This is a genomic window from Candidatus Blochmannia vicinus (assembly GCA_030020825.1).
Classification (GTDB): Bacteria; Pseudomonadota; Gammaproteobacteria; order Enterobacterales; family Enterobacteriaceae; genus Blochmanniella; species Blochmanniella vicinus_A.
In genome coordinates this window covers 484458-507749 of sequence record CP125213.1, presented here as the reverse complement: position 1 = coordinate 507749, position 23292 = coordinate 484458, and the positions used below count along the sequence as shown (strand labels likewise).

15 protein-coding genes and 1 pseudogene are annotated in these 23292 nt (G+C 26.8%); 8 read left to right on the top strand and 8 right to left on the bottom strand.

The window, feature by feature from the left end; all coding sequences use genetic code 11:
- Window positions 1–93 precede the first annotated feature (93 nt).
- The 8 genes and pseudogenes from coaBC to yihA all read left to right on the top strand — a co-directional run bounded on the left by coaBC (window position 94) and on the right by yihA (window position 8846).
- Window positions 94–1302 (top strand): bifunctional phosphopantothenoylcysteine decarboxylase/phosphopantothenate--cysteine ligase CoaBC, encoded by a 1209-nt coding sequence (gene coaBC / locus QMA81_02160; GenBank protein WHL25098.1) that lies wholly within the window; start codon window positions 94–96, stop codon window positions 1300–1302.
- A complete protein-coding gene (gene dut / locus QMA81_02155) occupies window positions 1289–1738 on the top strand; it encodes a dUTP diphosphatase (GenBank protein WHL25097.1) in 450 nt (149 codons plus the stop codon). Before coaBC ends, dut begins: the two co-directional genes overlap by 14 nt.
- A 768-nt stretch (window positions 1739–2506) precedes the next feature.
- Window positions 2507–3382, top strand: a complete 876-nt coding sequence (locus tag QMA81_02150; GenBank protein ID WHL25096.1) for a YicC/YloC family endoribonuclease — start codon at window positions 2507–2509, stop codon at window positions 3380–3382.
- A gap of 988 nt (window positions 3383–4370) precedes the next feature.
- Window positions 4371–4811, top strand: a complete 441-nt coding sequence (locus QMA81_02145) for a winged helix DNA-binding protein (GenBank protein ID WHL25095.1) — start codon at window positions 4371–4373, stop codon at window positions 4809–4811.
- Window positions 4812–5121: 310 nt separating this feature from the next.
- On the top strand, window positions 5122–5763 hold the full coding sequence (gmk, locus tag QMA81_02140) for a guanylate kinase (GenBank protein ID WHL25094.1): 642 nt from the start codon (window positions 5122–5124) through the stop codon (window positions 5761–5763).
- A gap of 96 nt (window positions 5764–5859) precedes the next feature.
- Window positions 5860–6039 (top strand): annotated as a pseudogene (rpoZ, locus tag QMA81_02135) (DNA-directed RNA polymerase subunit omega).
- A 599-nt stretch (window positions 6040–6638) separates the two neighbouring features.
- Window positions 6639–8063 carry a type I glutamate--ammonia ligase gene (gene glnA / locus QMA81_02130; GenBank protein WHL25309.1) on the top strand — a complete coding sequence of 475 codons (1425 nt, stop codon included), beginning with the start codon at window positions 6639–6641 and terminating at the stop codon, window positions 8061–8063.
- A 180-nt stretch (window positions 8064–8243) separates the two neighbouring features.
- Window positions 8244–8846, top strand: coding sequence for a ribosome biogenesis GTP-binding protein YihA/YsxC (yihA, locus tag QMA81_02125; GenBank protein ID WHL25093.1), 603 nt, complete (start codon window positions 8244–8246; stop codon window positions 8844–8846).
- Window positions 8847–9007: 161 nt separating this feature from the next.
- Here yihA and polA read toward each other — a convergent pair whose 3' ends face one another.
- The 8 genes from polA to metE form a co-directional block, all read right to left on the bottom strand.
- Entirely contained in the window at window positions 9008–11803 is a 2796-nt protein-coding gene (gene polA, locus QMA81_02120; protein ID WHL25092.1) for a DNA polymerase I, read from the bottom strand.
- A 185-nt stretch (window positions 11804–11988) separates the two neighbouring features.
- The gene (gene dsbA / locus QMA81_02115) at window positions 11989–12618 is read right to left on the bottom strand and encodes a thiol:disulfide interchange protein DsbA (protein WHL25091.1); all 630 of its coding nucleotides are present in this window, start codon (window positions 12616–12618) and stop codon (window positions 11989–11991) included.
- A 538-nt stretch (window positions 12619–13156) separates the two neighbouring features.
- On the bottom strand, window positions 13157–14644 hold the full coding sequence (gene ubiD, locus QMA81_02110; GenBank protein ID WHL25090.1) for a 4-hydroxy-3-polyprenylbenzoate decarboxylase: 1488 nt from the start codon (window positions 14642–14644) through the stop codon (window positions 13157–13159).
- Window positions 14645–14972: 328 nt separating this feature from the next.
- Window positions 14973–16613 carry a ubiquinone biosynthesis regulatory protein kinase UbiB gene (gene ubiB / locus QMA81_02105; protein ID WHL25089.1) on the bottom strand — a complete coding sequence of 547 codons (1641 nt, stop codon included), beginning with the start codon at window positions 16611–16613 and terminating at the stop codon, window positions 14973–14975.
- 527 nt (window positions 16614–17140) lie between these two features.
- Window positions 17141–17899 carry a bifunctional demethylmenaquinone methyltransferase/2-methoxy-6-polyprenyl-1,4-benzoquinol methylase UbiE gene (gene ubiE, locus QMA81_02100; GenBank protein WHL25088.1) on the bottom strand — a complete coding sequence of 253 codons (759 nt, stop codon included), beginning with the start codon at window positions 17897–17899 and terminating at the stop codon, window positions 17141–17143.
- Between the two features lie 101 nt (window positions 17900–18000).
- The gene (gene rmuC, locus QMA81_02095) at window positions 18001–19548 is read right to left on the bottom strand and encodes a DNA recombination protein RmuC (protein ID WHL25087.1); all 1548 of its coding nucleotides are present in this window, start codon (window positions 19546–19548) and stop codon (window positions 18001–18003) included.
- Window positions 19549–19839: 291 nt separating this feature from the next.
- A complete protein-coding gene (udp, locus tag QMA81_02090) occupies window positions 19840–20622 on the bottom strand; it encodes a uridine phosphorylase (GenBank protein WHL25086.1) in 783 nt (260 codons plus the stop codon).
- A gap of 237 nt (window positions 20623–20859) precedes the next feature.
- A complete protein-coding gene (gene metE, locus QMA81_02085) occupies window positions 20860–23148 on the bottom strand; it encodes a 5-methyltetrahydropteroyltriglutamate--homocysteine S-methyltransferase (GenBank protein WHL25085.1) in 2289 nt (762 codons plus the stop codon).
- Window positions 23149–23292 lie beyond the last annotated feature (144 nt).

Here is a 23292-nt window from a genome sequence, read left to right as displayed (position 1 = left end):
AAATTTATTAATTTTATCTATATTAATAAAAACTATTAATTTTTGTGATATAACACATAAAACAAATAATCATTAAAATTATGTGAATGTAATATGACGGGATTAATTGATAAACGTATCATATTAGGAGTAAGTGGTGGTATTGCTGCATATAAAACTATAGACTTAGTACGGTGTCTAAAAGAAAGAGGTTCAGAAGTTAGAGTGATTATGACAAAATCTGCAAAAAAATTCGTTACTCCTTTAAGTTTACAAACAATATCTTGTCATCCAGTTTTAGATAATTTTTTTTCCCCTCACATAGAGATGACAATGCCTCATATAAAATTAGCTAAATGGGCTGATTTAGTTTTACTTGCTCCGGCTACAGCTAATTTATTAGCTAGATTATCTGTAGGATTATCTAATGATTTATTATGTAGTTTATGTTTAGCTACAACAGCTCCTATTGCTGTTGCACCATCTATGAATCAACAAATGTATAAAGCCATTGTAACTCAATCTAATTTAGATATTCTGCGAAAAAGAGGGATATTAGTGTGGGGTCCAGATTATGGGTATCAAGCTTGTAATGATATTGGTTATGGACGTATGACGGATCCAAAAATACTCGCTGAGTATATAGAGCATTATTTTTCTCATGATAGTTCTTTAAGCAATCTTAATATTATGATTACTGCTGGTCCTACTCATGAAGCTTTAGATCCTATTCGGTTTTTTACTAATTATAGCTCAGGAAAAATGGGATTTGCTATTGCACAAGCTGCTGCAGATAAAGGAGCAAAAGTTACATTAATTGCAGGACCAGTACATTTGCATACTCCTACTCGAGTGAGACGTATTAATGTTATTTCTGCGTTAGATATGAAAGAGGCGGTAATGCAAGATATTAAAAATCAGCATATTTTTATTGGTTGTGCGGCGGTATCAGATTATCGTATTTATCACTCGTCTCCTGAGAAAATTAAAAAGGATAAAAATACTTTAAAAATAATTATGATCAAAAATCCTGATATTGTATCGGAAGTAGGGTCATTAATTGATAAACGTCCTTATGTTGTTGGATTTGCTGCTGAAACTAAAAATATAGAAAAATATGCTCAAGATAAACGTATTAGTAAACATTTAGATTTAATTTGTGCTAATAATATTTCTCATGTGAATCAAGGATTCAATAGTGATAATAATGCTTTATATCTGTTTTGGAATAAAGGTAGCGTTATATTGCCCTTAAGAAGAAAAAATTTATTGGCACAACAACTTATTAATGAAATTATTAAGCGTTATAATGAAAACAATTAATATTAAAATCATTGACAATCGTGTACGTAATTATTTTTGTTGTCCGAGATATGCTACAGTAGGGTCTGCTGGATTAGATTTGCCAGCTTGCCTAAATAAACCTTTGACTATTTATCCTGGAGAAACTCATTTAATTTATACTGGTATTGCAATACATATTTCCGATGCAAGAATAGCAGGTGTTATTTTGCCTCGTTCAGGGTTGGGGCATAAATACGGAATTGTTTTAGGGAATTTAGTGGGACTTATAGATTCAGATTATCAAGGAGAATTGATAGTATCTTTATGGAATCGTGGATCAAAAAAATATGTTGTACGTCCTGGAAAAAGGGTAGCACAGTTGGTTTTTATACCAATAATTCAAGTTAAGTTTTCTGTAGTTAAATCATTTATTCCTACCGAACGTGGGTCTAACGGTTTTGGGCATTCGATGTAAAATATTATCAGTGAGTATGATAAACATTACATTGTATTTATTAAGGTAGTAGTGTCATTATTTTTAAATAATTATGTAAACAAAATATATTACTAATTTTTTGAAATAAAATATTTAAATATAATGATATGTTTAATAAGTTGTTATATTTATAAATAATATATAAATATTGTGATTAGTCTCTATATAGAGAAATTATTTTTGTCATTAGTAACGACATATCTATATTGATTTTTATATTAATGTTAGAACAGAAAAATTATTTACTACAATATACATATATATGTATATAGTGTAATGTTATATATTTAATGATATTAAACAAGTTTTAATAATAAACATTTTGTTTTATATATTTGTATTTATTAATTGATTTTATTTTTTTTTGTAACGACATATATTAAATATATTATTTTTAATATATTTAATTTTTAATAGATTTTATATGATTTATATATAAATAATACTATTGCAGCGGTGTTTACATACGCATAATTTAATTTTAAAATTTGGAATATTATATTTAGAATAAATAAAAGTTTTATAAATTATTATCAGTTATCGTATTAGTATGTTTTCATGACTGAATTAAGTAATATAAATTTTATAAATACTACATTAACCCAAAAATTTTTTAATAAATTATATTTATATATTCAGTGCATGATTAAAGTTATGATTTTTATATGAATGATGGAATTAAATTATTTTACTTTTTAAATTTTAAGGTTTATTTTTTTTTATTTTTAATAAAATTTAGGTGCTGTTATGGTTTATAGTATGACTGCTTTTTCAAGACATGACGTGAAATATACATGGGGCAATGTTACTTGGGAAATTTGTTCTTTAAATCAACGTTATTTGGATATTCATATTGATTTACCCAAATATCTTTTTGATTTATCGTGGATGGTTCGTAAACAAATTGAAAATTCTCTTATTAGAGGGAAAATAGCATGTTCTTTACGAGTTAAAATAAATACTGATTGTCATAGTAATAATATAAATATGCTTATTATCAACGAAAAGTTAGTTCATTATCTTATTTCGCACATAAAATGGGTAAAAACACTAATTAATGAAGGTGATATTAATCTAATGGATATTTTATCCTGGCCAGGGGTAATAACATATGAACAAAATAACATGAATAATGTTAGTACTGAATTATTAATATCTTTTAAAGAAGCATTAAATAATTTAGTACAAAATAAGGAAAAAGAAGGTATTTTTTTAAAAAACAAAATTATTGAACGTTTACATTTGATGTATAAGGAAGTTAATGCAATACGTCAATATATTCCTAAAGTATTAGAATGGAAGCGAACAAAACTTTTGGAGCAAATGAAAGATGTTTGTGTTTATACTGATCCAGTACGATTGGAGCAGGAGTTATTAATAGTGGCTCAAAAAATTGATATTTCAGAAGAAGTAGATCGTTTAACGGGTCATATCCAAGAAATGCATCGTGTTCTTGATCAAAAAGGATCTATTGGTAGACGATTGGACTTTATAATACAAGAACTGTATAGAGAAGCTAATACATTAACTTCAAAATCTATAAATTCTTATATGACTCAATCAGCAATTTCTTTAAAAATTTTCATTGAACAAGTGCGAGAACAAACTCAAAATATTGAATAAAATGCAGTAATAAGATAAATAATTTTATACTTAATTTAAGTTAGATTATCTGTTTGTATCTATATTTATTGTTAATAGTAGTTGATTTTGATAATTTTTAAAATTAAAAGATGTTTTAATTAGTTATGTTTAGAACTAATATTTTAATATTAGAATTATACATGTTATTTATGTATAAATTGTTATTTACCATCTTCAATTATATTACATCATTATTATAAATATATTATCAGTGTAGTAACTTTTTAATCAAAATATAATATATTTGATATTACTTATATATATACTGTTATCATATATAGTTATGATATATATGAGATAAATTATATATTTTTAAAAAATTAAATTTTTTATTAAAGTAACATTAAATGATATATATCCTTTGAATATCATTATTTTTATGAATTTATATGTACTTAAATGTACAATGTATTATTATATAAAAATATTATTTATTATTAAATATAAATTTAAATAATATTCTTATAAAAAAATAAAAAATTATTTTATTTTTTTATAAGAATATTATTTAATAATTGCAATTTATACTCATTTAATTGTAGATATATAACTTTAAATTAAAAATAAATCATAAAAGATAAAAAAATTATTTTTCTATAAATCTATCAGAAATTTTCTTTTTCCTACAGTAATATTTCAAATTTAAAAAAACTCCGATAAAATAAAAACAGTAAACAATATAAGAATATAAACATCAGAATATATGTTTTTTGGAGTAATAATGTCTGATTATTTCAATATAACTGAAAATATTAATTTAGTGGAATTACAATAATTTAGGAGGCATAAACTGAAATAATTGATTAAATAAGTATTGTTAATTGTCAGGTTTAAATAATTATCTGCAGGTTATTATTTTTAACCAAAATACCTCAGATGATTTATTTCCTAATTTAGCCTGCTATTAATTGACACTGTCAAATACAGTCCTATTATCGTTATTGATTTAATATAGAGACACATAATTATGAATAGATTAACAGATATTTCAAATATGGTAGAATCTTTATCCCGTATTTATCATCGTTTACGCAAAGAAATAAACGGTCAATTAATTAATGAAGGACTTTCAATGTCTAAAATGAAAATATTACATCTTATTACTACCGGTAAAACTAGTGCAACAGACATTAAGAATTATATGGGATTTTCTTCAAGAACTGTGGTGACAGTGCTTGATGCATTAGAAAAAGATGAAATGTTACATCGACAACAAAGCATGACAGATCGCAGAGTTAAATATGTTCATATTACAGAAAAAGGACGTGATAAATTACGTATTGCTAAAGATACACATAATATTATTTTGGATCGTATGTTTTCTCCTTTATCTGATATACAACTTAAAAATTTTAGAGAAGTATGTAATTTACTTGAAATACGACAGAAAAATAATATATTAAACTAATGTGATGTATTGTCATTGCATAATAATGGGTATTTGGTAACCTAAATAGAAGATCCTCGGTAAAACTTGATAGTTATTAGCTAATTTGATAAGCGATCATATATTTTATATGCTAAATTTATAAAACGTGTTTTACTGAGGATCTTCTGTCAGGAAACTATTAATAACTAAATGTGCCATGTAGATGGCAATTTTTTAGTACCGATTGGAAATTAATTGCAGGTTGTATATCATGGTTTAATTGCATATAAATAAAAATATATTTTTACAAATCTACTTATATTTATATAATCAAAAATTGTATGTTTTTATGATGAAGAATTTAGGGACATTATGTATTATATCTGCTCCAAGTGGTACGGGGAAATCTACGTTAATTCAAACTTTAATACAATGTAATTGTTTCGTTTATAAAATTAAATTATCTATCTCCTATACTACACGTATTAAGAGATCTGGGGAAATTCATGGAAAAGATTATTATTTTATTTCAAAAAAAAAATTTAAATATATGATTAATAAGAATAAGTTTTTTGAATATGCAAAAGTTTTTAATCATTATTATGGTACTTTAAAAAATGATATCAAAACTATGTTAAATACTGGCATACATGTTGTGCTAAATATTGATTGGAAAGGAGCGCAACAAATTCGAAATAAAATACCAAACAATATTTATACTATTTTTATTTTACCTCCATCAAAGAAAGAATTATTGCGTCGGTTACATTTTAGAGGACAAGATGCAAAAAAAATTATTTCTGAACGTATGAAACATGCAATGGATGAAATTAGTCATTTTAAAGAATATGATTATGTCGTGGTAAATGACGACTTTAATATTGCTTTAACACATTTACGATCAATTATTTTATCTGAACAATTGCGTGTAGCATATCAAAAAATACGTTATACAACATTAATAAATAACTTGTTGTTACCAAATATGTAGTAATAATATGAGATTTACATAATAATGCTTTAATATGGTAGTAATTTAAAAATTAAAAAGGATAAAAATCCTATATTATACACATGGTAAAATAAAATGGCACGTATTACTGTACAGGATGCTGTAGAAAGAATTGGTAATAGATTTGATTTAATATTAGTTGCTGCGCGACGTGCACGGCAAATGCAAATTGGTGGAAAAGAAACATTAGTTAAAAAAAATAATAATGACAAATATACTGTGCTTGCTCTTAGAGAAATAGAAGAAGATTTGATTACTAAGTAAATTTTAATATTTGCATATAATAAAAAATTTATATTGTTTAATTTGAAAATTATCTTTACAAGTCGGAGTTCATGCGCAAAATGAATATGACAATAGTTGAAATAAAATTATTTATTTTTTTATCATGTAAATTTTGATGTTGAAATAATATATTGCAATGTTTATATTTTTAGATTGACAATGTCATCATTGGCAATGATTACATTGTGTTGATATAAAAAATTATATACTAATTGTTGTAATTTATAGTGCGTATTGTTTATAGCAATAGAATACGGTATCAACTTGTAAGTAATTAAAAAATAATTGTGTATAAATATTTTCTTTGTTAAATTATATTATCGTGATGTTACAGCGAGTGATATTATAATTTTAGATTAAAAATCTTAAATTTAGGTACATATCAATAGAACTTGCTAAATACATCAAATACTAATAGTATCAATGATCATTTCAACATGGATATATTCAAATTAAATAAATTTTTAGAAAAATATTGTATTGATAGCAATAATTTTTATAAGTGGTAATTTTAAAGTGCTATTTACAATTTTTCTATCATGGAATTTATAATGGCTGAGAGAATAAATATGACAGATATTGAAAAAATTTTTTCTATTCTTAACGAAAATCAAATAAAATTTGTTGATTTACGTTTTACCGATACAAAGGGGAAAGAACAACATATTACTATTCCTAAAATACAAGTTGATGCTCATTTATTTAATAATGGTAAGATTTTTGACGGATCTTCTATTAAAGGTTGGAAAAATATTAATGAGTCAGATATGATTTTAATGCCTGATACCACTAGCTTTGTAATAGATCCGTTTTATGAAAATGCTACAATAATTATTCGTTGTGACGTACTTGATCCTAATACTATGAAAAATTATGATAGGGATCCTCGGTCTATAGCTAAACGCGCGGAAATGTTCTTATATAACTCTGGTATTGCTGATATTGTAATGTTTGGGCCTGAACCAGAATTTTTCTTATTTGATGACATTCGTTTTGAAACGACAAGATCAGGATCTTATGTGATCGTTGATGATCGAGAGTCTGCATGGAATAGTGGTAAAATATATAAAGATGGAAACAAAGGCCATCGTCCTAGAGTAAAAAGTGGATATGCTCCAGTCCCTCCAATAGATTCTTCACAAAATTTGCGCTCTACTATGTCTTTAATAATGGAAAAAATGGGGTTAATTGTAGAGGCTCATCATCATGAAGTAGCAACATCTGGACAAAATGAAATAGCAACTCGATTTAATACTCTTACTAAAAAAGCTGATGAAATACAAATATATAAATATGTAGTACATAATGTTGCTCATAGTTCTGGTAAAACTGCAACGTTTATGCCAAAACCCATTATAAATGACAACGGATCAGGTATGCATTGTCATATATCTTTACATAAAAAAGATACTAACTTATTTTCAGGTGACCAATATGGACATCTTTCTGATGTAGCTTTGTTTTATATTGGAGGAATTTTGCGTCATGCTAAAGCATTAAATGCTATAACTAATCCGACTACTAATTCATATAAACGTTTAGTTCCAAATTATGAAGCTCCAGTAATGTTAACTTATTCTGCCGGTAACCGTTCCAGCGCTATCCGGATTCCATCGATTATTAATAAATCAAAAAATAGTGCATCATGTCGTATTGAAGTTCGTTTTCCTGATCCAGCTGCTAATCCTTATTTAGCTTTTTCTGCGTTGCTTATGGCTGGATTAGATGGAATTTTTAATAAAATCCATCCTGGAGAACCTATAGATAAAAATTTATATACTATTCCTAGAAAAGAATCATTATCTATACCGCGTATGGCCTCATCTTTTGATGAGGCATTAAATTCTTTGACAGAAGATCATGAATTTTTAACGCGAGGAAATGTTTTTAGTGAAGATTGTATTAACACCTATATTTTATTATGTCAAGAAGAAAGCAGATTAGTACATATTACTCCGCATCCTGTGGAGTTTGATTTATATTATAGTGTTTAAAATTTTCTATGATTTATAAGATAGCTGTCATATAGTTAGTAACTATAACAAAATAATTCTACACGAATTATGTTAATCAATTAAATGATGTTTAATATTTATATATATTTAAATAATAATTAAATATATATAAATAGGTAGTTCATTTTCATTTTATTATGCTATATATAATATATATGTATGAAATATAATTATCATATTACTTATTTTTTAGTAAGTGTGCCTGAAATTTGTAAATTGCCTAATGGAAAGACAGGCATGGAGGTAGCTTTTGTTGGTTATTCTAACAGTGGAAAATCTAGTGCTATTAATGCTTTAACTTATCAAAAAAAACTTACTAAAGTTAGTAAAACACCAGGATGTACGAAACTCATTAATTTATTCGAAATAAAACCAGGCATTCGTCTTATTGATTTCCCTGGTTATGGTTATGTTAAAGATATAAACATAAGTAAAAATTATTGGAATGATGTAGCATGTGAATACTTGGAGAAAAGAGAAAATTTAAAAGGATTGATATTAATCATGGATATTAGACATCCTATAAAAAATTTAGATCAAAAAATAATTGACAGAGCATTGTCAATGAAAATTCCAGTTTTTGCTTTATTAAACAAATCAGATAAAGTTTCTAGAAATATTTTAAAAGTTATAACTCAAAAAGTGATGCAGGACATGAAGATAAAATTTACAACGTGCATACAAGTTTCGCCTTTTTCTGCTGTTAAAAAAAGTGGAATAGAATTGTTGAAAATCACTCTTAATAATTGGCTTAAATATTAAAGTAATAAAATCACACATGTTTATAAATTCATCACAATAGTTCTTCTATGTTTATATAAACTATATAAATTTATATGTGAATAAACTATTTGAATTGGTATTTAATATTTGTATGTATATTATTTCGTATAGCATATGTACTAAATTAATAGTAAATAGTATTAATGAGCTTGTTCCCAATTTTTTCCGATACCAATATCTACTTTTAGTGGTACATCAATAACAAAACAATTTTCCATTAACTTTTTGATTTTTTTCACAGCTGGATCTACGATATCATGGTGTACCTCAAATACTAATTCATCGTGCACTTGCATAATTATACGTGCTGGAATTTCATCCTTTTGCAACCAATTATCAACAGATATCATTGCTTTTTTAATAATGTCAGCAGCACTTCCCTGCATAGGAGCATTGATTGCTGCTCTTTCAGCACTTTTTTTCTGAGAAATATTAGAAGAAAAAATATTTGGCAAATATAATTTTCGTCCATCTAATGTAGATACATAGCCATATTTGTTGGCATGTTCTCGAATGTGTTTCATATATCTCATGACTCCAGGATACCGTTTAAAATAACGATCTACATATTTTTGCGCTTCTTTACATGTTACTGATAATTGACGAGCTAATCCAAATGCACTCATTCCATAAATTAATCCAAAATTGATAGTTTTAGCTTGATGTCTTTGTTCATTGGTCACTAAATTCAGTGCAGTTACAAATATTTCGGAAGCTGTTGCAGTGTGAATATCTTTTTCAGAAAGAAAATCATTGATTAACTTGATATCTTGAGATAAGTGCGCCATTATTCTTAGTTCTATTTGTGAATAATCTGCTGCTACAATTAAAAAATTTGTTGGAGCAATAAAAGCTTGACGTATTTTTCTACCGTCCAAATTTCTATTTGGAATATTTTGTAAATTTGGGTTAGTAGAAGAAAGACGTCCCGTAGAAGTTCTAGTTTGATTATATGAGGTATGTACTCGATTCGATGTTTCGTTAATCATAGCGATTAATTTATTAGTATAAGTGGATTTTAATTTAGCTAAACTACGATACTGTAAAATGATCTTTGGCATTGTGTATTTTTTCGCTAATTTTTTTAATACTTCTTCATTAGTTGAAGGAATGCCAGTAGGTGTCTTTTTTAAAATTGGCAATTTTTGCTTATTATATAATATTTCTTGTAATTGCTTGGTTGAAGAAAGATTAAAAGAAGTATTTACTAATTGATACGCTTCCAGTTTTAATTCATTAAGTCGATAATCTAATTCCACTGAATGAGCATTAAGTAATTTTTTATCTATTAATACGCCATAACTTTCGATACGAGATAATATAGATACTAAAGGCATTTCTATTTCTTCAAATATTTTCTTTAGTTTGTCATTTGTGTGTATTTTTGGCCACAAAATATGATGTAAATTAAATAGAGATTTAATAAATTTAGCGGCATGTAGAGATTGTGATTGTATATTATGTATGTCTGAGATAATACCATTTTTATGGTAATTATTTTTAAAATCTATAACAGCTTTGAATGTGTCCTTATCTAAAAAACTTTTTATGTCTTGATAATTAGAAGTACCGTATAATATATACAATTCTAACATAACATCAAATGCCATACCAACTAAATTTATATTGTAACGTTTTAATATAGCATGACTAAACTTTAGATGTTGCCCAACTTTTTTTATTTCGGAATTTTCTAAAATTGGCTGTAGTATTGATAGTATTTCTTCAAGATATAAAAAATCTTGATGATTATTAATTGAATTAGTTTTTATAGGAATATACGCGCTTTCATTAGGACTTATAGATAAACATATGCTTATAATATTAGCTGTAGCAGCATTAAATATATCTGTATGTATGTTAAATAAAAAGAATTTGGATATTTTAATTTTTTCAATCCAATAATAAAGCATTTTAATATCATGTATTATTTTAATAATTTTTTTTTCTTTGACATAATCTAATGGTAAATTGTTTTTTTGATGTAAAAACGTATTTTCTAAGCATTGGTTTGATGGTAGCTTATTTAAGTATTGATATTTATGTAACCATTTTTTCGATTTTAAATCTATTAACCAATTTTTGAATTCATATCGTTTAAATAATGACAATAAAGTATTAATATTTACCTGTTGCATTGATAGTTGATAAACAGATGTGTCTAAAGACACATCTGTTTTGATATTTGTTAATTTGTAAGAAAGAAATGCTATTTCCTTATTACTCTGTAATATATTTTGTATTGTCCTAGCGCCCCGTAGCCCCAATATATCAATTTTATCTAAATTGTCATATAATGTTTTTAAATTGCCTATGTTTTTTAACAATATTTGTGCAGTCTTTTTTCCTACTCCAGGAACTCCAGGAATATTATCAGAACGATCCCCTATTAATGCTAAATAATCAGCTATTAACGTTGGCGGTATTCCAAATTTTCTTTCTACTTCTTTAGGGGTAAATATAATATTTGACATAGTGTTAATAAGAGTTATCTTAGGTGATACTATTTGAGCCATATCTTTATCTCCTGTACTAATTAATACAGGAATTCCTGATTGTGCGTAAAATATGGCTAGCGTGCCTATTACATCGTCTGCTTCTACATTAGGTACCTGAAGTATTGGTAATCCCATGGCTTGTATTATCTTGTATAATGGATTTATTTGAATATACAGATCCTTAGGGGTTTTGATGCGATTAGCCTTATATTTTTCGAATAAGTTATTACGAAATGTTTTTCCAATCGTATCAAAAACAATTACCATATGAACAGGTTGATATCGTACTAACAAACTTTTGATCATATTGATTACCCCATATATTACCCATACTGGTTCTCCATTGCTAGTTTTTAATGATGGTAATGCATGATATGCGCGGTGTATATAAAAAGAACCATCCACTAAAATTATCGGATTATTTATAGTTGTAATCATAATGATATTTTATATATAGATTTTATCTTATAGAAAAGATTAAAGGATGTTGGATACTTATTTAATAAATTGCATTAGACAATAGTCTTATCATAAATTATAAAATAATAAAAATCAAATGGAGTTTATGTCATATAACCAGGTTATTATATATAGAGTATAATAATTATATAAATATATAAATTTTATGTTTTATTTATGAGTAAATTTAATAATTCACAAAATTGTCGAATATAAGCATTTACTGATGATATATCCAATTTGTCGTTTTTTATCATATATTTACCATTGATAAATATTGATGGAACTCCTCTTAGATGAAAATTTATTGCTGCCTGTTCTTGATCTGAAACTAAGGATTTTACTAAAATACTATCCCAAGCAGTATCAAATGCTTCTGCATTAACGCCAGATTTAATAAATATTGCACGAATATCTTCTATGGTATGGATAGATTGTTGTTTTTGTATCGCTATAAATAATATGGGACTAATTTTATTTTCTATTCCTAATGCTATTGCCACAGCCCAAGCGTGTGTTAATTGTTGTCCTAAATTACCTAAAAAATTTACATGGTATTTATAAAAATTTATGTTTTTGGGTAATGTTTTTTTTATATTGTTAGAAATATGATAAATTTGTTCGAACTGATAACAATGTGGGCAATAAAAAGAAAAAAATTCTAATAGTTTGGGAGCATTATGAATAGGTTTATTTAATCGAATGTATTGTTTCCCTTCTATAATTGCAGAAGAAATGCTTTTGCATGAAAATATTAAAGAAAGTATTATTAAAATAAGATGTAATTTTTTCATACAACCTCCTAATAATCCTACAAACATTGATTACTAAAATATAGGTATTATTATTAATTCAAATAAAAATAATATTTTTATTTGAATTAATAATATTCTATTTAGTTTCTCGATGTGATAATTAAAATTATTATACTAATATTATTTGATGTGCATAAGAATTTGTGTGTTTATTATAAATTAATAGATTTTATAATTATTGTATTGATTAAATGTAATAATAAATAAAAAAATATTTTTTACAATAATGACTTAATATTACTAATATGTTCTTATCTTTGATATAAGAAATTTAAAAATTGAGATTATTTTAATATTTATATAAATAGTTTTAATAGGATAAATGTAGTAAGAGTTTTTAAGGTAGTATTAGTTATTAACTATAAAAGTATTGTCATTTCTACAATAGAAAGATATGTATTTAAGTAGTGAATAATTTATATTTTATATATAAATACTGTTTTTAATTAAATAACAGAATATAAAGTGATTTTTTTATCAAAAAAAAATATGATGATTTCTGTTTTGAAGAATGATTTTATTGTCGCTGTTTATCTTTATGAAAGATGTTTAATTTATCCCAAATACTATCAATATAATGTCGTACTGTATTGTGCATTTTAATTGGGATACCCCATTCTCTTTCAGTTTCTCCAGGCCATTTGTTTGTAGCATCTATACCTATTTTTGCGCCTAATCCAGAAATTGGACTAGAAAAATCAAGGTAATCAATTGGAGTATTTTCTATTATTATGGTATCTCGAGCAGGATCCATACGTGTAGTAATTGCCCATATTACATCATTCCAATCTCGTGCGTTAATATCGTCGTCACATATAATAATAAATTTAGTATACATAAATTGTTTTAGAAAAGACCATATTCCAAAAATTATACGCTTGGCGTGCCCAATATATTGTTTTTTTATGGTTACGATAGCTAATCTATATGAGCAACCTTCCGGAGGTAAATAAAAATCTGTAATTTCTGGAAATTGTTTTTGTATTATAGGAATAAATATTTCGTTTATTGCCATTCCAAGTACTGCAGGTTCATCTGGTGGACGTCCAGTATAGGTAGAATGATAAATTGGATTATTTCTTTGGGTAATGTGGGTAATGGTACATACTGGAAATTGAGCAGTAGTATTATAGTACCCTGTGTGATCTCCAAAAGGTCCCTCTGTTGCTGTTTTGCCTCGTTCTAAATATCCTTCTAATACAATTTCAGAATTAGCTGGAACATCCAAGTCACATGAAATGCATTTAATTACTTCAGTTTTATAACCTCTTAATAGTCCGGAAAAAGCATACTCTGATAAAGTATCAGGGATAGGGATTACTGCTCCTAGTAAAGTAGCTGGATCAGCTCCTAATGCTACAGTAATGGGAAATCTTTTTTCTGAAGTATATTTATGCCATTCTTGAAAATCTAATGCTCCACCACGATGAGATAGCCATCTTATAAGAATTTTGTTTTTAGATAGTACTTGTTGGCGATAAATTCCAAGATTTTGTCGTTTTCTTTTTGGTCCACGAGTTATTGTGATCCCCCAAGTAATTACAGGAGATACATCTTTAGGCCAACAACGCATTATTGGCATATGTGTAATATCTACGTCTTTATTACACCAAATATTTTCTTGACATGGAGCTGTACTTACACGCTTAATAGGCATATGTAAAATATGACGAAAATGAGGTATTTTAGAAAAAAAATCATGTATTCCTGTTGGGAGCTCAGGTTCTTTTAAAAATGCAAGCAATTTTCCAACATCACGTAATGATAGAATATTTTCTTTTCCCATACCTAAAGCTATTCTATTAGGGGTACCAAATAAGTTACAAAGAACAGGTATTGTGTATCCTTTAGGGTTTTCAAAAAAGAGCGCTGGTCCTCCAGATTTAATGGTACGATCAGCAATTTCTGTTATCTCCAAATCAGGATTAATAGGAAGAGTAATTCTTTTTAAGTCTCCTCTATATTCTAAAATTTTAATAAAATCACGTAAATCTTTGTATTTCATTATATTTAATAGGCTTAATGTTATATTTATTGTTTTAATTTGATACTGCTATTGATAACAATATACAATATACAATATACAATATACAATATATATTATATATTGTTATCAATAGGTTGTTTTTTAAAATAGTTTAAATTTTAATTATATTAATATAAATTTATATAACTTAAAATTATATTAGTTAACATCATTATGTTAAATAGTTACATCGAGTATAAAATATTTTCATTTGAACAGCACGAATGCACGAATGTGAAGGTATTTTTGAATTGCTAAAATAATCTTTTATTAGAAATAAAATCAAATGTGATATTAATAATAATGATTATTGCATAATACGTTTCCAACCTATTGTCCAAATGAATATTCCAGTGACAAATAAAAAAATGGTAAATTTTTTAAAATATTTATCCTGTATACACAAGAAAATACTGCTGGTAATTAGTGTTGCTCCAACACCGAACAAAAATAATGCTTGACTTTGTTTAGTTCGTTGCGTTTTTAGCTCTGTTATTAAAATTTCTATTTTTTTTTGTAGCATACAAGAACGTTTAAATTCATTAGATAATAAAGTAGGTAATTCTGGTATTTTATCTATCCAATTAGGTATTTTGTCTGTCAAAGCACATATTGTTGTTGAAAATTTTAATTGATCTTGCATCCACTTTTCTAAAAAAGGTCTAGCAGATTTCCAAATATTTAAATGAGGATACAGTTGCCTCACTATTCCTTCAATATATAATAAAGTTTTTTGTAATAGAATTAATTGAGGTTGTATTTCCATATTAAAACATCGTGCAGTATTAAATAAATATAGTAGTATTTTACTAAAAGGAATGTTTTCTAGTGGTTGTTCAAAAATTGGCTCAAATACCGTTCTCATTGCACATTCAAAATCTTCAATGTTGGTATTTATGGGAATCCAGCCTGAGTCAAGATGCAATTCAGCTATCTTACGATAATCGCGATTAAAAAATGCGATAAAATTTGCTGCTAAATAATATTTATCTTTTTTATTTAAAGATCCGATGATACCACAATCGATACTAATATATTTTGGATTATCTGGATGCTTATGGCTAATGAATATATTACCAGGATGCATATCTCCGTGAAAAAAACTATCTCTAAATACTTGAGTAAAAAATACTTCTATTCCGCGTTCTGCTAATAATTTCATATTAGTTTTTTGTTTTTTTAACGCAACTATATCATATACGGGTATACCATAAATACGCTCCATAACCATAACTTTTTCACTACAAAAATCTACATATACTTTAGGTATGTATAATATCTGACTTTTTTTAAAATTTCTTCGTAATTGAATAGTATTAGCTGCTTCTTTTAATAAATTAAGTTCGTTAAAAAGGGTTTTTTCATATTCTGAAACAACTTCTGAAAATTTAAATTTCCGTCCTTCCGGTAGAAATTTATAAATCCAATTAGCTAATCTATGCATTAACCGTATATCTGTTTTAATAATAGGTAAGAGACCTGGGCGAATAACTTTTATTACTATATCTTTATTATTTTTTTTAAATCTGGCAGAATGTACTTGTGAAATAGATGCGGATGCTAATGGTATTTCTTGAAAATCTTTAAACCATGTTTCTAATGAATTGCCAATAGCACGTTCTATATATGTTTTAGCAAGGATACCATCGAAAGGAGCTACACGATCTTGCAGCATTGACAATTGATCTGCAATAGAATCTGAGAAAATATCGCGACGAGTAGAAAGTATTTGACCTAATTTAATCCATATTGGACCTAATTCTTGTAATGCTAAACGAAATCGTTCTCCTAAAGTTAGTTGATAATGCTTATTTAAAATACGTAAAAAAAATCTACTGCCTATTCTTAATGGGAAAATTAATCGATGGGTGGGAACAAAATCACTTAATCCATAATTTAGTATTGTTTTAATTATGTAAAAAAATCGATATAATTCATCAAAAAACATTAAATGTCCTATAATTTATCTAAATAACCAGATAAATATTTTGGTTATGTTTTAAATAATGTATTTAAGAAAACTACAATAATTCTAATGTACTCTCAGTACAAGAGCTTACTTATTATTCATCATTGTAATTCAATATTTTTAAACATGAATAATATTCATTTTTGTAATAGGAATCTAAAAGTATTGGATCATATGATCTATTTTTTAATAAGGCATCGTTAATATAAACAGAATAAAATTAATAATATATAACCAGATATTATCTAAATATTTTATTAAATATACTCTATTAATTATAGATTCTGTTATTTATTAATATAAACATTTTTATATTCTGTATTATATATTTGTCAAAAGTAATAATAAGTATTACGGTATATATGCATTATACAATATAATTTTTTTTTAAATACTGAAAATATCCAATTATTTTTTTATTAAAATATAAAAATAATTGGATATTTTAGTTTCATACGGAATAATGTTTAAAAGATTTAACAGTTTGTTAATATAAATATATTGTTTTAATATTTATGTGCGCAATGTAATACTGCGATTCCATAAGTCATATTAAAATATTTAACATTATTAAATCCTGTTTGTGTCATCATATTTTTCAAAGTTTCTTGATCTGGATGCATACGAATAGATTCTACAAGATAGCGATAACTATGAGCGTCTTGAGCTATTAATTCACCTATTTTGGGTAAAACATGAAATGAATATAAATCATATATTATATTTAATATTTTAAAAATAGGCACTCCAAAGTCTAAAATTAGTAATTTACCTTTATATTTTAGAACTCTATGTATTGAACATAATGCTTGTTCTTTGTTTGTAAAATTACGTAAACCAAAAGCAACAACGACACAATCAAAAGTATTTTCAGGGAAAGGTAAAGCTTCAGCATCAGCTTGTACATATATCACATTATTTAATATACCTAAATTGCGTAATTTTTTTTGTCCTAGATTTATCATAGAATCGTTGATATCTACTAATACTACTATTCCTGAATTACCAACTAATCGTGAAAACTTAACACTTAAATCTCCAGTACCTCCGGCTAGGTCTAACACTTTCTGTCCGGTATGAACTGAACTGTGATAAATCATGAATTGTTTCCATATTCTATGTATGCCGAAGGACATTAAGTCGTTCATTAAATCGTATTTTGATGCTATAGTATGGAATATATTAGATACTAATAATGTTTTTTCATTTTTGGGAATTTCTTGAAAACCAAAATGAGTCGTATTTTTTTTGTGTTTATTATTCATATTTATTCTTTGTGGTAAGACTTTTTATTATATTTTTATTTATTGAAAATTTAATAAAATAAGTATTTTGATTTTACTAATTTATATATTTTAAATATATTCTATCGAGCATTTATTAAAGATTCATGACATGTATTTTGGGTGATGTCATCTTCAAGATTGGATGGATTGGAAGAATTATTTTCTGTATCACATAAAAATATAGATTGAGGAGCAATATCATTAGTAATGATTGGTTGTTTTATTTGTACCCCAAGTGCTCTAAAACTTTCCGCTTGACTTATAATATTACCTTTTCCTTCAGAAAATTTATTTTTTGCTGCGTTATAAATAACTTCTGCTTTACTCAGATATAGACCAATTTTGTTTAAGTCATCCGTAAACAGTCGTAGTTTATCATATAAGCGCCCTGCTTTATCAGCAATTTTTTTTGAGTGACAATTTTGATATTCATAGCGCCATAGATTGTTAATAGTACGTAAAGCAATCAACAATGTTGTAGGACTAATCAACATGATGTTATATCGCATAGCATCAGTTAATAATGATGCTTCTTTCTCAATAGCCAACATAAAAGCAGATTCAATAGGAACAAACATTAAAATGTAATCTAGTGTATTTAATCCAAATAATTTTTGGTAATCTTTTTTACTTAATGATTTTATATGTGCACGCAATGAGTGGACATGGTCAACAATAGCTAACTGTCGATCTTCTTCATTATTGCTATTGAAATAACGTTCATAGGCTACTAAAGATATTTTAGAATCAATTATTACATCTTTACCTTGGGGTAAATGAATAATGACATCAGGTTGTAGTCTATGTCCATTTGTTTGTTTTATACTGACTTGTATATGAAACTCATGACCTTCACGCATACCAGAAGCTTCTAATGCACGAGTTAAAATTACTTCTCCCCAACTACCTTGTGTTTTATTGTTTCCCTTTAATGCTTGTGTTAAATTAATAGTTTCTTGAGTGATTTTTGCGTTTAATTGATGCAAATTACGAATTTCATACGTTAGAGTATGTCTTGCTTGTTCTTCTTTTTCAATGTTATTTTGAATTTGATTTTTAAACCCTTCTAACTGTTCTTTCAATGGATATAGCATTCTATCAAGGGTTATTCGGTTTTGTTTATCTATTTTGTATCCGTTTTGTTCAAAAATACGATTTGCTAAATTTTCGAATTGCATAGCTAATCGATTTTCACTATCAACAAATAATTTTTGTTTCTCTTCTGCTGCAAGCTTATATTCTTCTAAACGAATATTTAATTCTTGCAGTTTTAATTCTTGAGTATGATTTAAATTCAATTGTACATGTAATTCGTGATTTAGTTCTTTAGATTTTTGGTGATAATGATCTAATAATTTTAAACGTTCTTCAGTGGTGGATAATTTCCCATATAGTTCATATACTGTTTGTAATTCGTTTTTTAATTTCTGTTCAATATCATGTCGTAAGTCAGATTCATTTTTTAAATTTTGTTTAATTATACACAAGGCGTTCTCGTGAGCTGTACAGTTATTTTTATATTTTTGGATATAACGTTTTTTTTCTATAATTTTACAGAATATTCCAGTGATTAGAGAGCCCACTAATACACTAATTATATTATACAAGTAAAACGGGACAATTGTCATATATTCTCTATTATAAAATGTAACCATAAAATATTATAGTAATAACTTGTTGTTATTAACCATTGTATATGATTGTTTAAATAAATTTAAGAATCTGAATTTCCTAATGTTATATCACATTGTAAAATGTGTTATTTATAATAATGTTAAAATATTTTGTCATATGAAGATATTTTTAAAAACAGTATGTTTATAAAAATTATTAAAATCAATTAAATCATGTCATAATAAATTAAATTTAAAATTTAAATAATAATAACAATTGATAGTTAATATTATCAAATAAATTAATTATATCCAATTATCGTCCTTATTCAGAAGGATACGAGCGCCTTCTATTGCAACTTTAATCGCCATATATTCAGCATTACGTATCCCAATAATATTTGGAGTTTCTTGTTGCGTACGATTTATGATAATACCTGTTATAACTCCTGCTCGTAGTCCTTGAGTTAAGCACATAGTTAACAGTGTTGCGGATTCCATTTCATAACTCATAACCCCCATGTTTTGCCATTCTTCCATAGAACCACGTAATTTTTTAATAATTCGGCCAGAATATGTATCTTTTCGTTCTTGTCCGGGATAAAATGTATCTGAAGATACAGTCAGACCATAGTGTGATTTAATACCAATTTTTTTAGCAGCTTTAATTAACGCCACACTACATGATAGGTCTGCTGTTGCTGGGAATTCTAACGGAGCGAAATGTTGACTAGCTCCATCACAACGGACAGCGGCAGTTACTATTAATACATCTCCTATTTTTATATATTTTTGGATAGCACCCGCAGTGCCTACGCGTAGGAATATACGTATTCCTAATTGGGATAATTCTTCTACTACAATAGAAGTGGATGGTCCGCCTATTCCTGTGGAACAAATGATTATTGTATTTTCATTAATGCTTGCAGACCAAGTAGTAAATTCCCGAGAGCTAGAAATATATTTTGGATTATTCATAAGCGATGCAATTTTTTTAACTCTGTTAGGATCTCCTGGAAGAATAGCTAAAGTTGCGCCTTGAAGGTCACTAGTTTTTAAACCTAAATGAAACACGTTAGTTATAGACATAGTATGATTACTTAATTATGTTGAAAACGATTACAGATATATTTTATATAGTTAAAAATTGATTATGATTTTTTCAAATTTTTTGAATTTTATGAATACAAATAACATAAATTAAATTTTTTTTTGATAATTATCTCTTAAACAAAAGTTCATAGATATACTTTATAATAAAATAACGGATTTAATGATTTTGTTGCGATGTTTATGGTTAAATCATTAAAAATTATTAGTTATAATTTATGAGTATTGTTTACGCAATACTTTTACTGCAGATACCATATTATTTAATGATCGTTTAGTTTCAGGCCATGCTCTTGTTTTTAATCCACAATCAGGATTAATCCATAAACGGTTTTTTGGAATATATTTTAATAATTGATTAATTTTTTCGATAAGATCATTCTGAGTGGGTTCATTTATAGAATGAATGTCATATATACCCGGGCCAATTTCATTTAAGTTTACTAATGCATGTTGTATGGTTTCTAATATTTTTTCGTCTGACCTAGATGCTTCTATGCTGATAACATCTGCGTCTAATTCTATAATTGCATGAATAATATCACTAAATTCGGAATAGCACATATGAGTATGAATCTGAGTATCATCTTTTACTGATGATGCAGTTATCTTAAATACATTAATTGCCCATTCTAAATATTGTTTTTGATTAGAATTTTTTAAAGGTAATCCTTCTCGTAAAGCTGGTTCGTCAATTTGTATTATCCGAATTCCAGATTTTTCTAAATCTATTACTTCATCGCGTATTGATAGCGCTAATTGCAATGCTATTGTTTTACGTTGTACATCTTCACGTAGGAATGACCACGACATGATAGTTACGGGTCCAGTTAATATACCTTTTATTGGTTTATTAGTTAACGATTGAGCATAACTTATCCATTTTGTAGTAATGGGTTTTGTACGACTAACATCTCCAATAATTACTGGAGGTTTCACACAACGAGAACCATAACTTTGTACCCATCCATTTTGAGTAAATATAAATCCATTTAAGTTTTCTCCAAAGTATTCTACCATATCATTTCTTTCTGGCTCTCCGTGCACTAAAACGTCTAAATCTAATTTTTCTTGTTCCATGATAATTTGTTTAATATAATTTTTAATACCAACGTAATAATCTTTTTGATCAATTTCGTTATTTTTAAAGTTTGAACGAAGTTTACGAATTTCTTCAGTTTGAGGAAATGAACCGATAGTAGTTGTTGGAAATAATGGTAAATTAAACCTTTTATTCTGCAATATAACTCGTGTTGTATATGGAGAGTATCGAGAGTGTGGAATTTTATTAATATGTTCAAGTCTTTTTTTGACTTGTATATTATGAACTGTAGTGGAGTGAGCTCTTAGATTATTGGCCATATAATACTTATTAAGTATCTCTTCATATGTTGAGTCATTTTTATTTTTATAATTTAAAGCAGTGCATAACATTTTTATTTCAGAACATTTTTGTAATGCAAAAGCAAACCATTCTGTGATATTTTTGTCTAATTTTTTTTCCATATTTAGATCGATAGGACTGTGTAATAAGGAACAAGAAGAGCCTATCCAAATCTTACGCTTTCCTACCAAAGGGGAAAGTTTTTTGAACCAATTATATAAATTAGTTTTCCATATATTACGTCCATTAATTACTCCTGCTGAGAATATCCAATTTTTTGGTAGTTGTTCGTGAATCAAAGACACATTATCAGGACTAGAAACTAAATCTACATGTAGACCATCTACTTTAAGTTGTCTGATGGTATTTAGCTGATGATATATACTGTCGAAATAAGTAGTTAGTAATAGTTTAATTTTGCCATGAAGTTGTTCATAAACATTCAAATATGCTTCTAACCATTTCGATGGAAGCTCTAAAACTAATATAGGTTCGTCAATTTGCACCCAATCAATGTTTTTTTTTGAAAAAATGGTCAATATATCTTTATATACTGATAATAAATCGGGTAATAATGATAATCGATTAAATTTTTTCCCCTTTACTTTTCCTAACCAAAGATAGCTAATTGGACCGAGTAGTATCGGTTTTATTTTATATTTTAGTGATAAAGCTTCATCTATTTCGTCAAACAATTGAGTCCAATTTAATTTAAATTCTTGAGTTTGGGTAAATTCAGGCACTATATAGTGATAATTTGTGTTGAACCATTTTTTCATTTCTGCAGGAGGTATCAGTTTTTTGTTTAAAGAATAACCCCGGCTTACTTTAAATAGTGTATTTAAAGTAAGCCTTTCTTGAAAATCGTGATGTCTATTTGGGATATTATTAAGCATTAAACTGGTAGTTAGAACATGATCATACCACGCAAAATCACCTACCGGGATCCAATCCATACCAGAATCTTTCTGTTGTTTCCAATGACGCATGCGCAATGTGCGACCTATTTCTAATAATTTATCTTCTTGTATTTTTCCGTTCCAATAATTTTCTAGAGCGTACTTTAGTTCTCTATGTAAGCCAATACGAGGAAATCCTAATGTATGACCGGCAATTGTCATAATTTACTCCATGATCTGTCTTTAGTTATATAAAGTAAGTTTCAAGAATAAAAATAAAAATATTTTCAAAAACTATTGCTGATATCAACAGTTAATCTAATGGCTATTAAATTAATATTAAGAAACCAAAATCTAATTACATAT

Bases quoted from the DNA above. Each gene is read 5' to 3' on its own strand.
- ubiB (WHL25089.1), bottom strand. From the start codon at position 16,613: ATGTTTTTTGATGAATTATATCGATTTTTTTACATAATTAAAACAATA.
- QMA81_02150 (WHL25096.1), top strand. From the start codon at position 2,507: ATGGTTTATAGTATGACTGCTTTTTCAAGACATGACGTGAAATATACA.
- rmuC (WHL25087.1), bottom strand. From the start codon at position 19,548: ATGACAATTGTCCCGTTTTACTTGTATAATATAATTAGTGTATTAGTG.
- udp (WHL25086.1), bottom strand. From the start codon at position 20,622: ATGTCTATAACTAACGTGTTTCATTTAGGTTTAAAAACTAGTGACCTT.
- polA (WHL25092.1), bottom strand. From the start codon at position 11,803: ATGATTACAACTATAAATAATCCGATAATTTTAGTGGATGGTTCTTTT.
- metE (WHL25085.1), bottom strand. From the start codon at position 23,148: ATGACAATTGCCGGTCATACATTAGGATTTCCTCGTATTGGCTTACAT.
- ubiD (WHL25090.1), bottom strand. From the start codon at position 14,644: ATGAAATACAAAGATTTACGTGATTTTATTAAAATTTTAGAATATAGA.
- QMA81_02145 (WHL25095.1), top strand. From the start codon at position 4,371: ATGAATAGATTAACAGATATTTCAAATATGGTAGAATCTTTATCCCGT.
- coaBC (WHL25098.1), top strand. From the start codon at position 94: ATGACGGGATTAATTGATAAACGTATCATATTAGGAGTAAGTGGTGGT.
- ubiE (WHL25088.1), bottom strand. From the start codon at position 17,899: ATGAATAATAAACACAAAAAAAATACGACTCATTTTGGTTTTCAAGAA.
- dut (WHL25097.1), top strand. From the start codon at position 1,289: ATGAAAACAATTAATATTAAAATCATTGACAATCGTGTACGTAATTAT.
- gmk (WHL25094.1), top strand. From the start codon at position 5,122: ATGATGAAGAATTTAGGGACATTATGTATTATATCTGCTCCAAGTGGT.
- dsbA (WHL25091.1), bottom strand. From the start codon at position 12,618: ATGAAAAAATTACATCTTATTTTAATAATACTTTCTTTAATATTTTCA.
- glnA (WHL25309.1), top strand. From the start codon at position 6,639: ATGACAGATATTGAAAAAATTTTTTCTATTCTTAACGAAAATCAAATA.
- yihA (WHL25093.1), top strand. From the start codon at position 8,244: ATGAAATATAATTATCATATTACTTATTTTTTAGTAAGTGTGCCTGAA.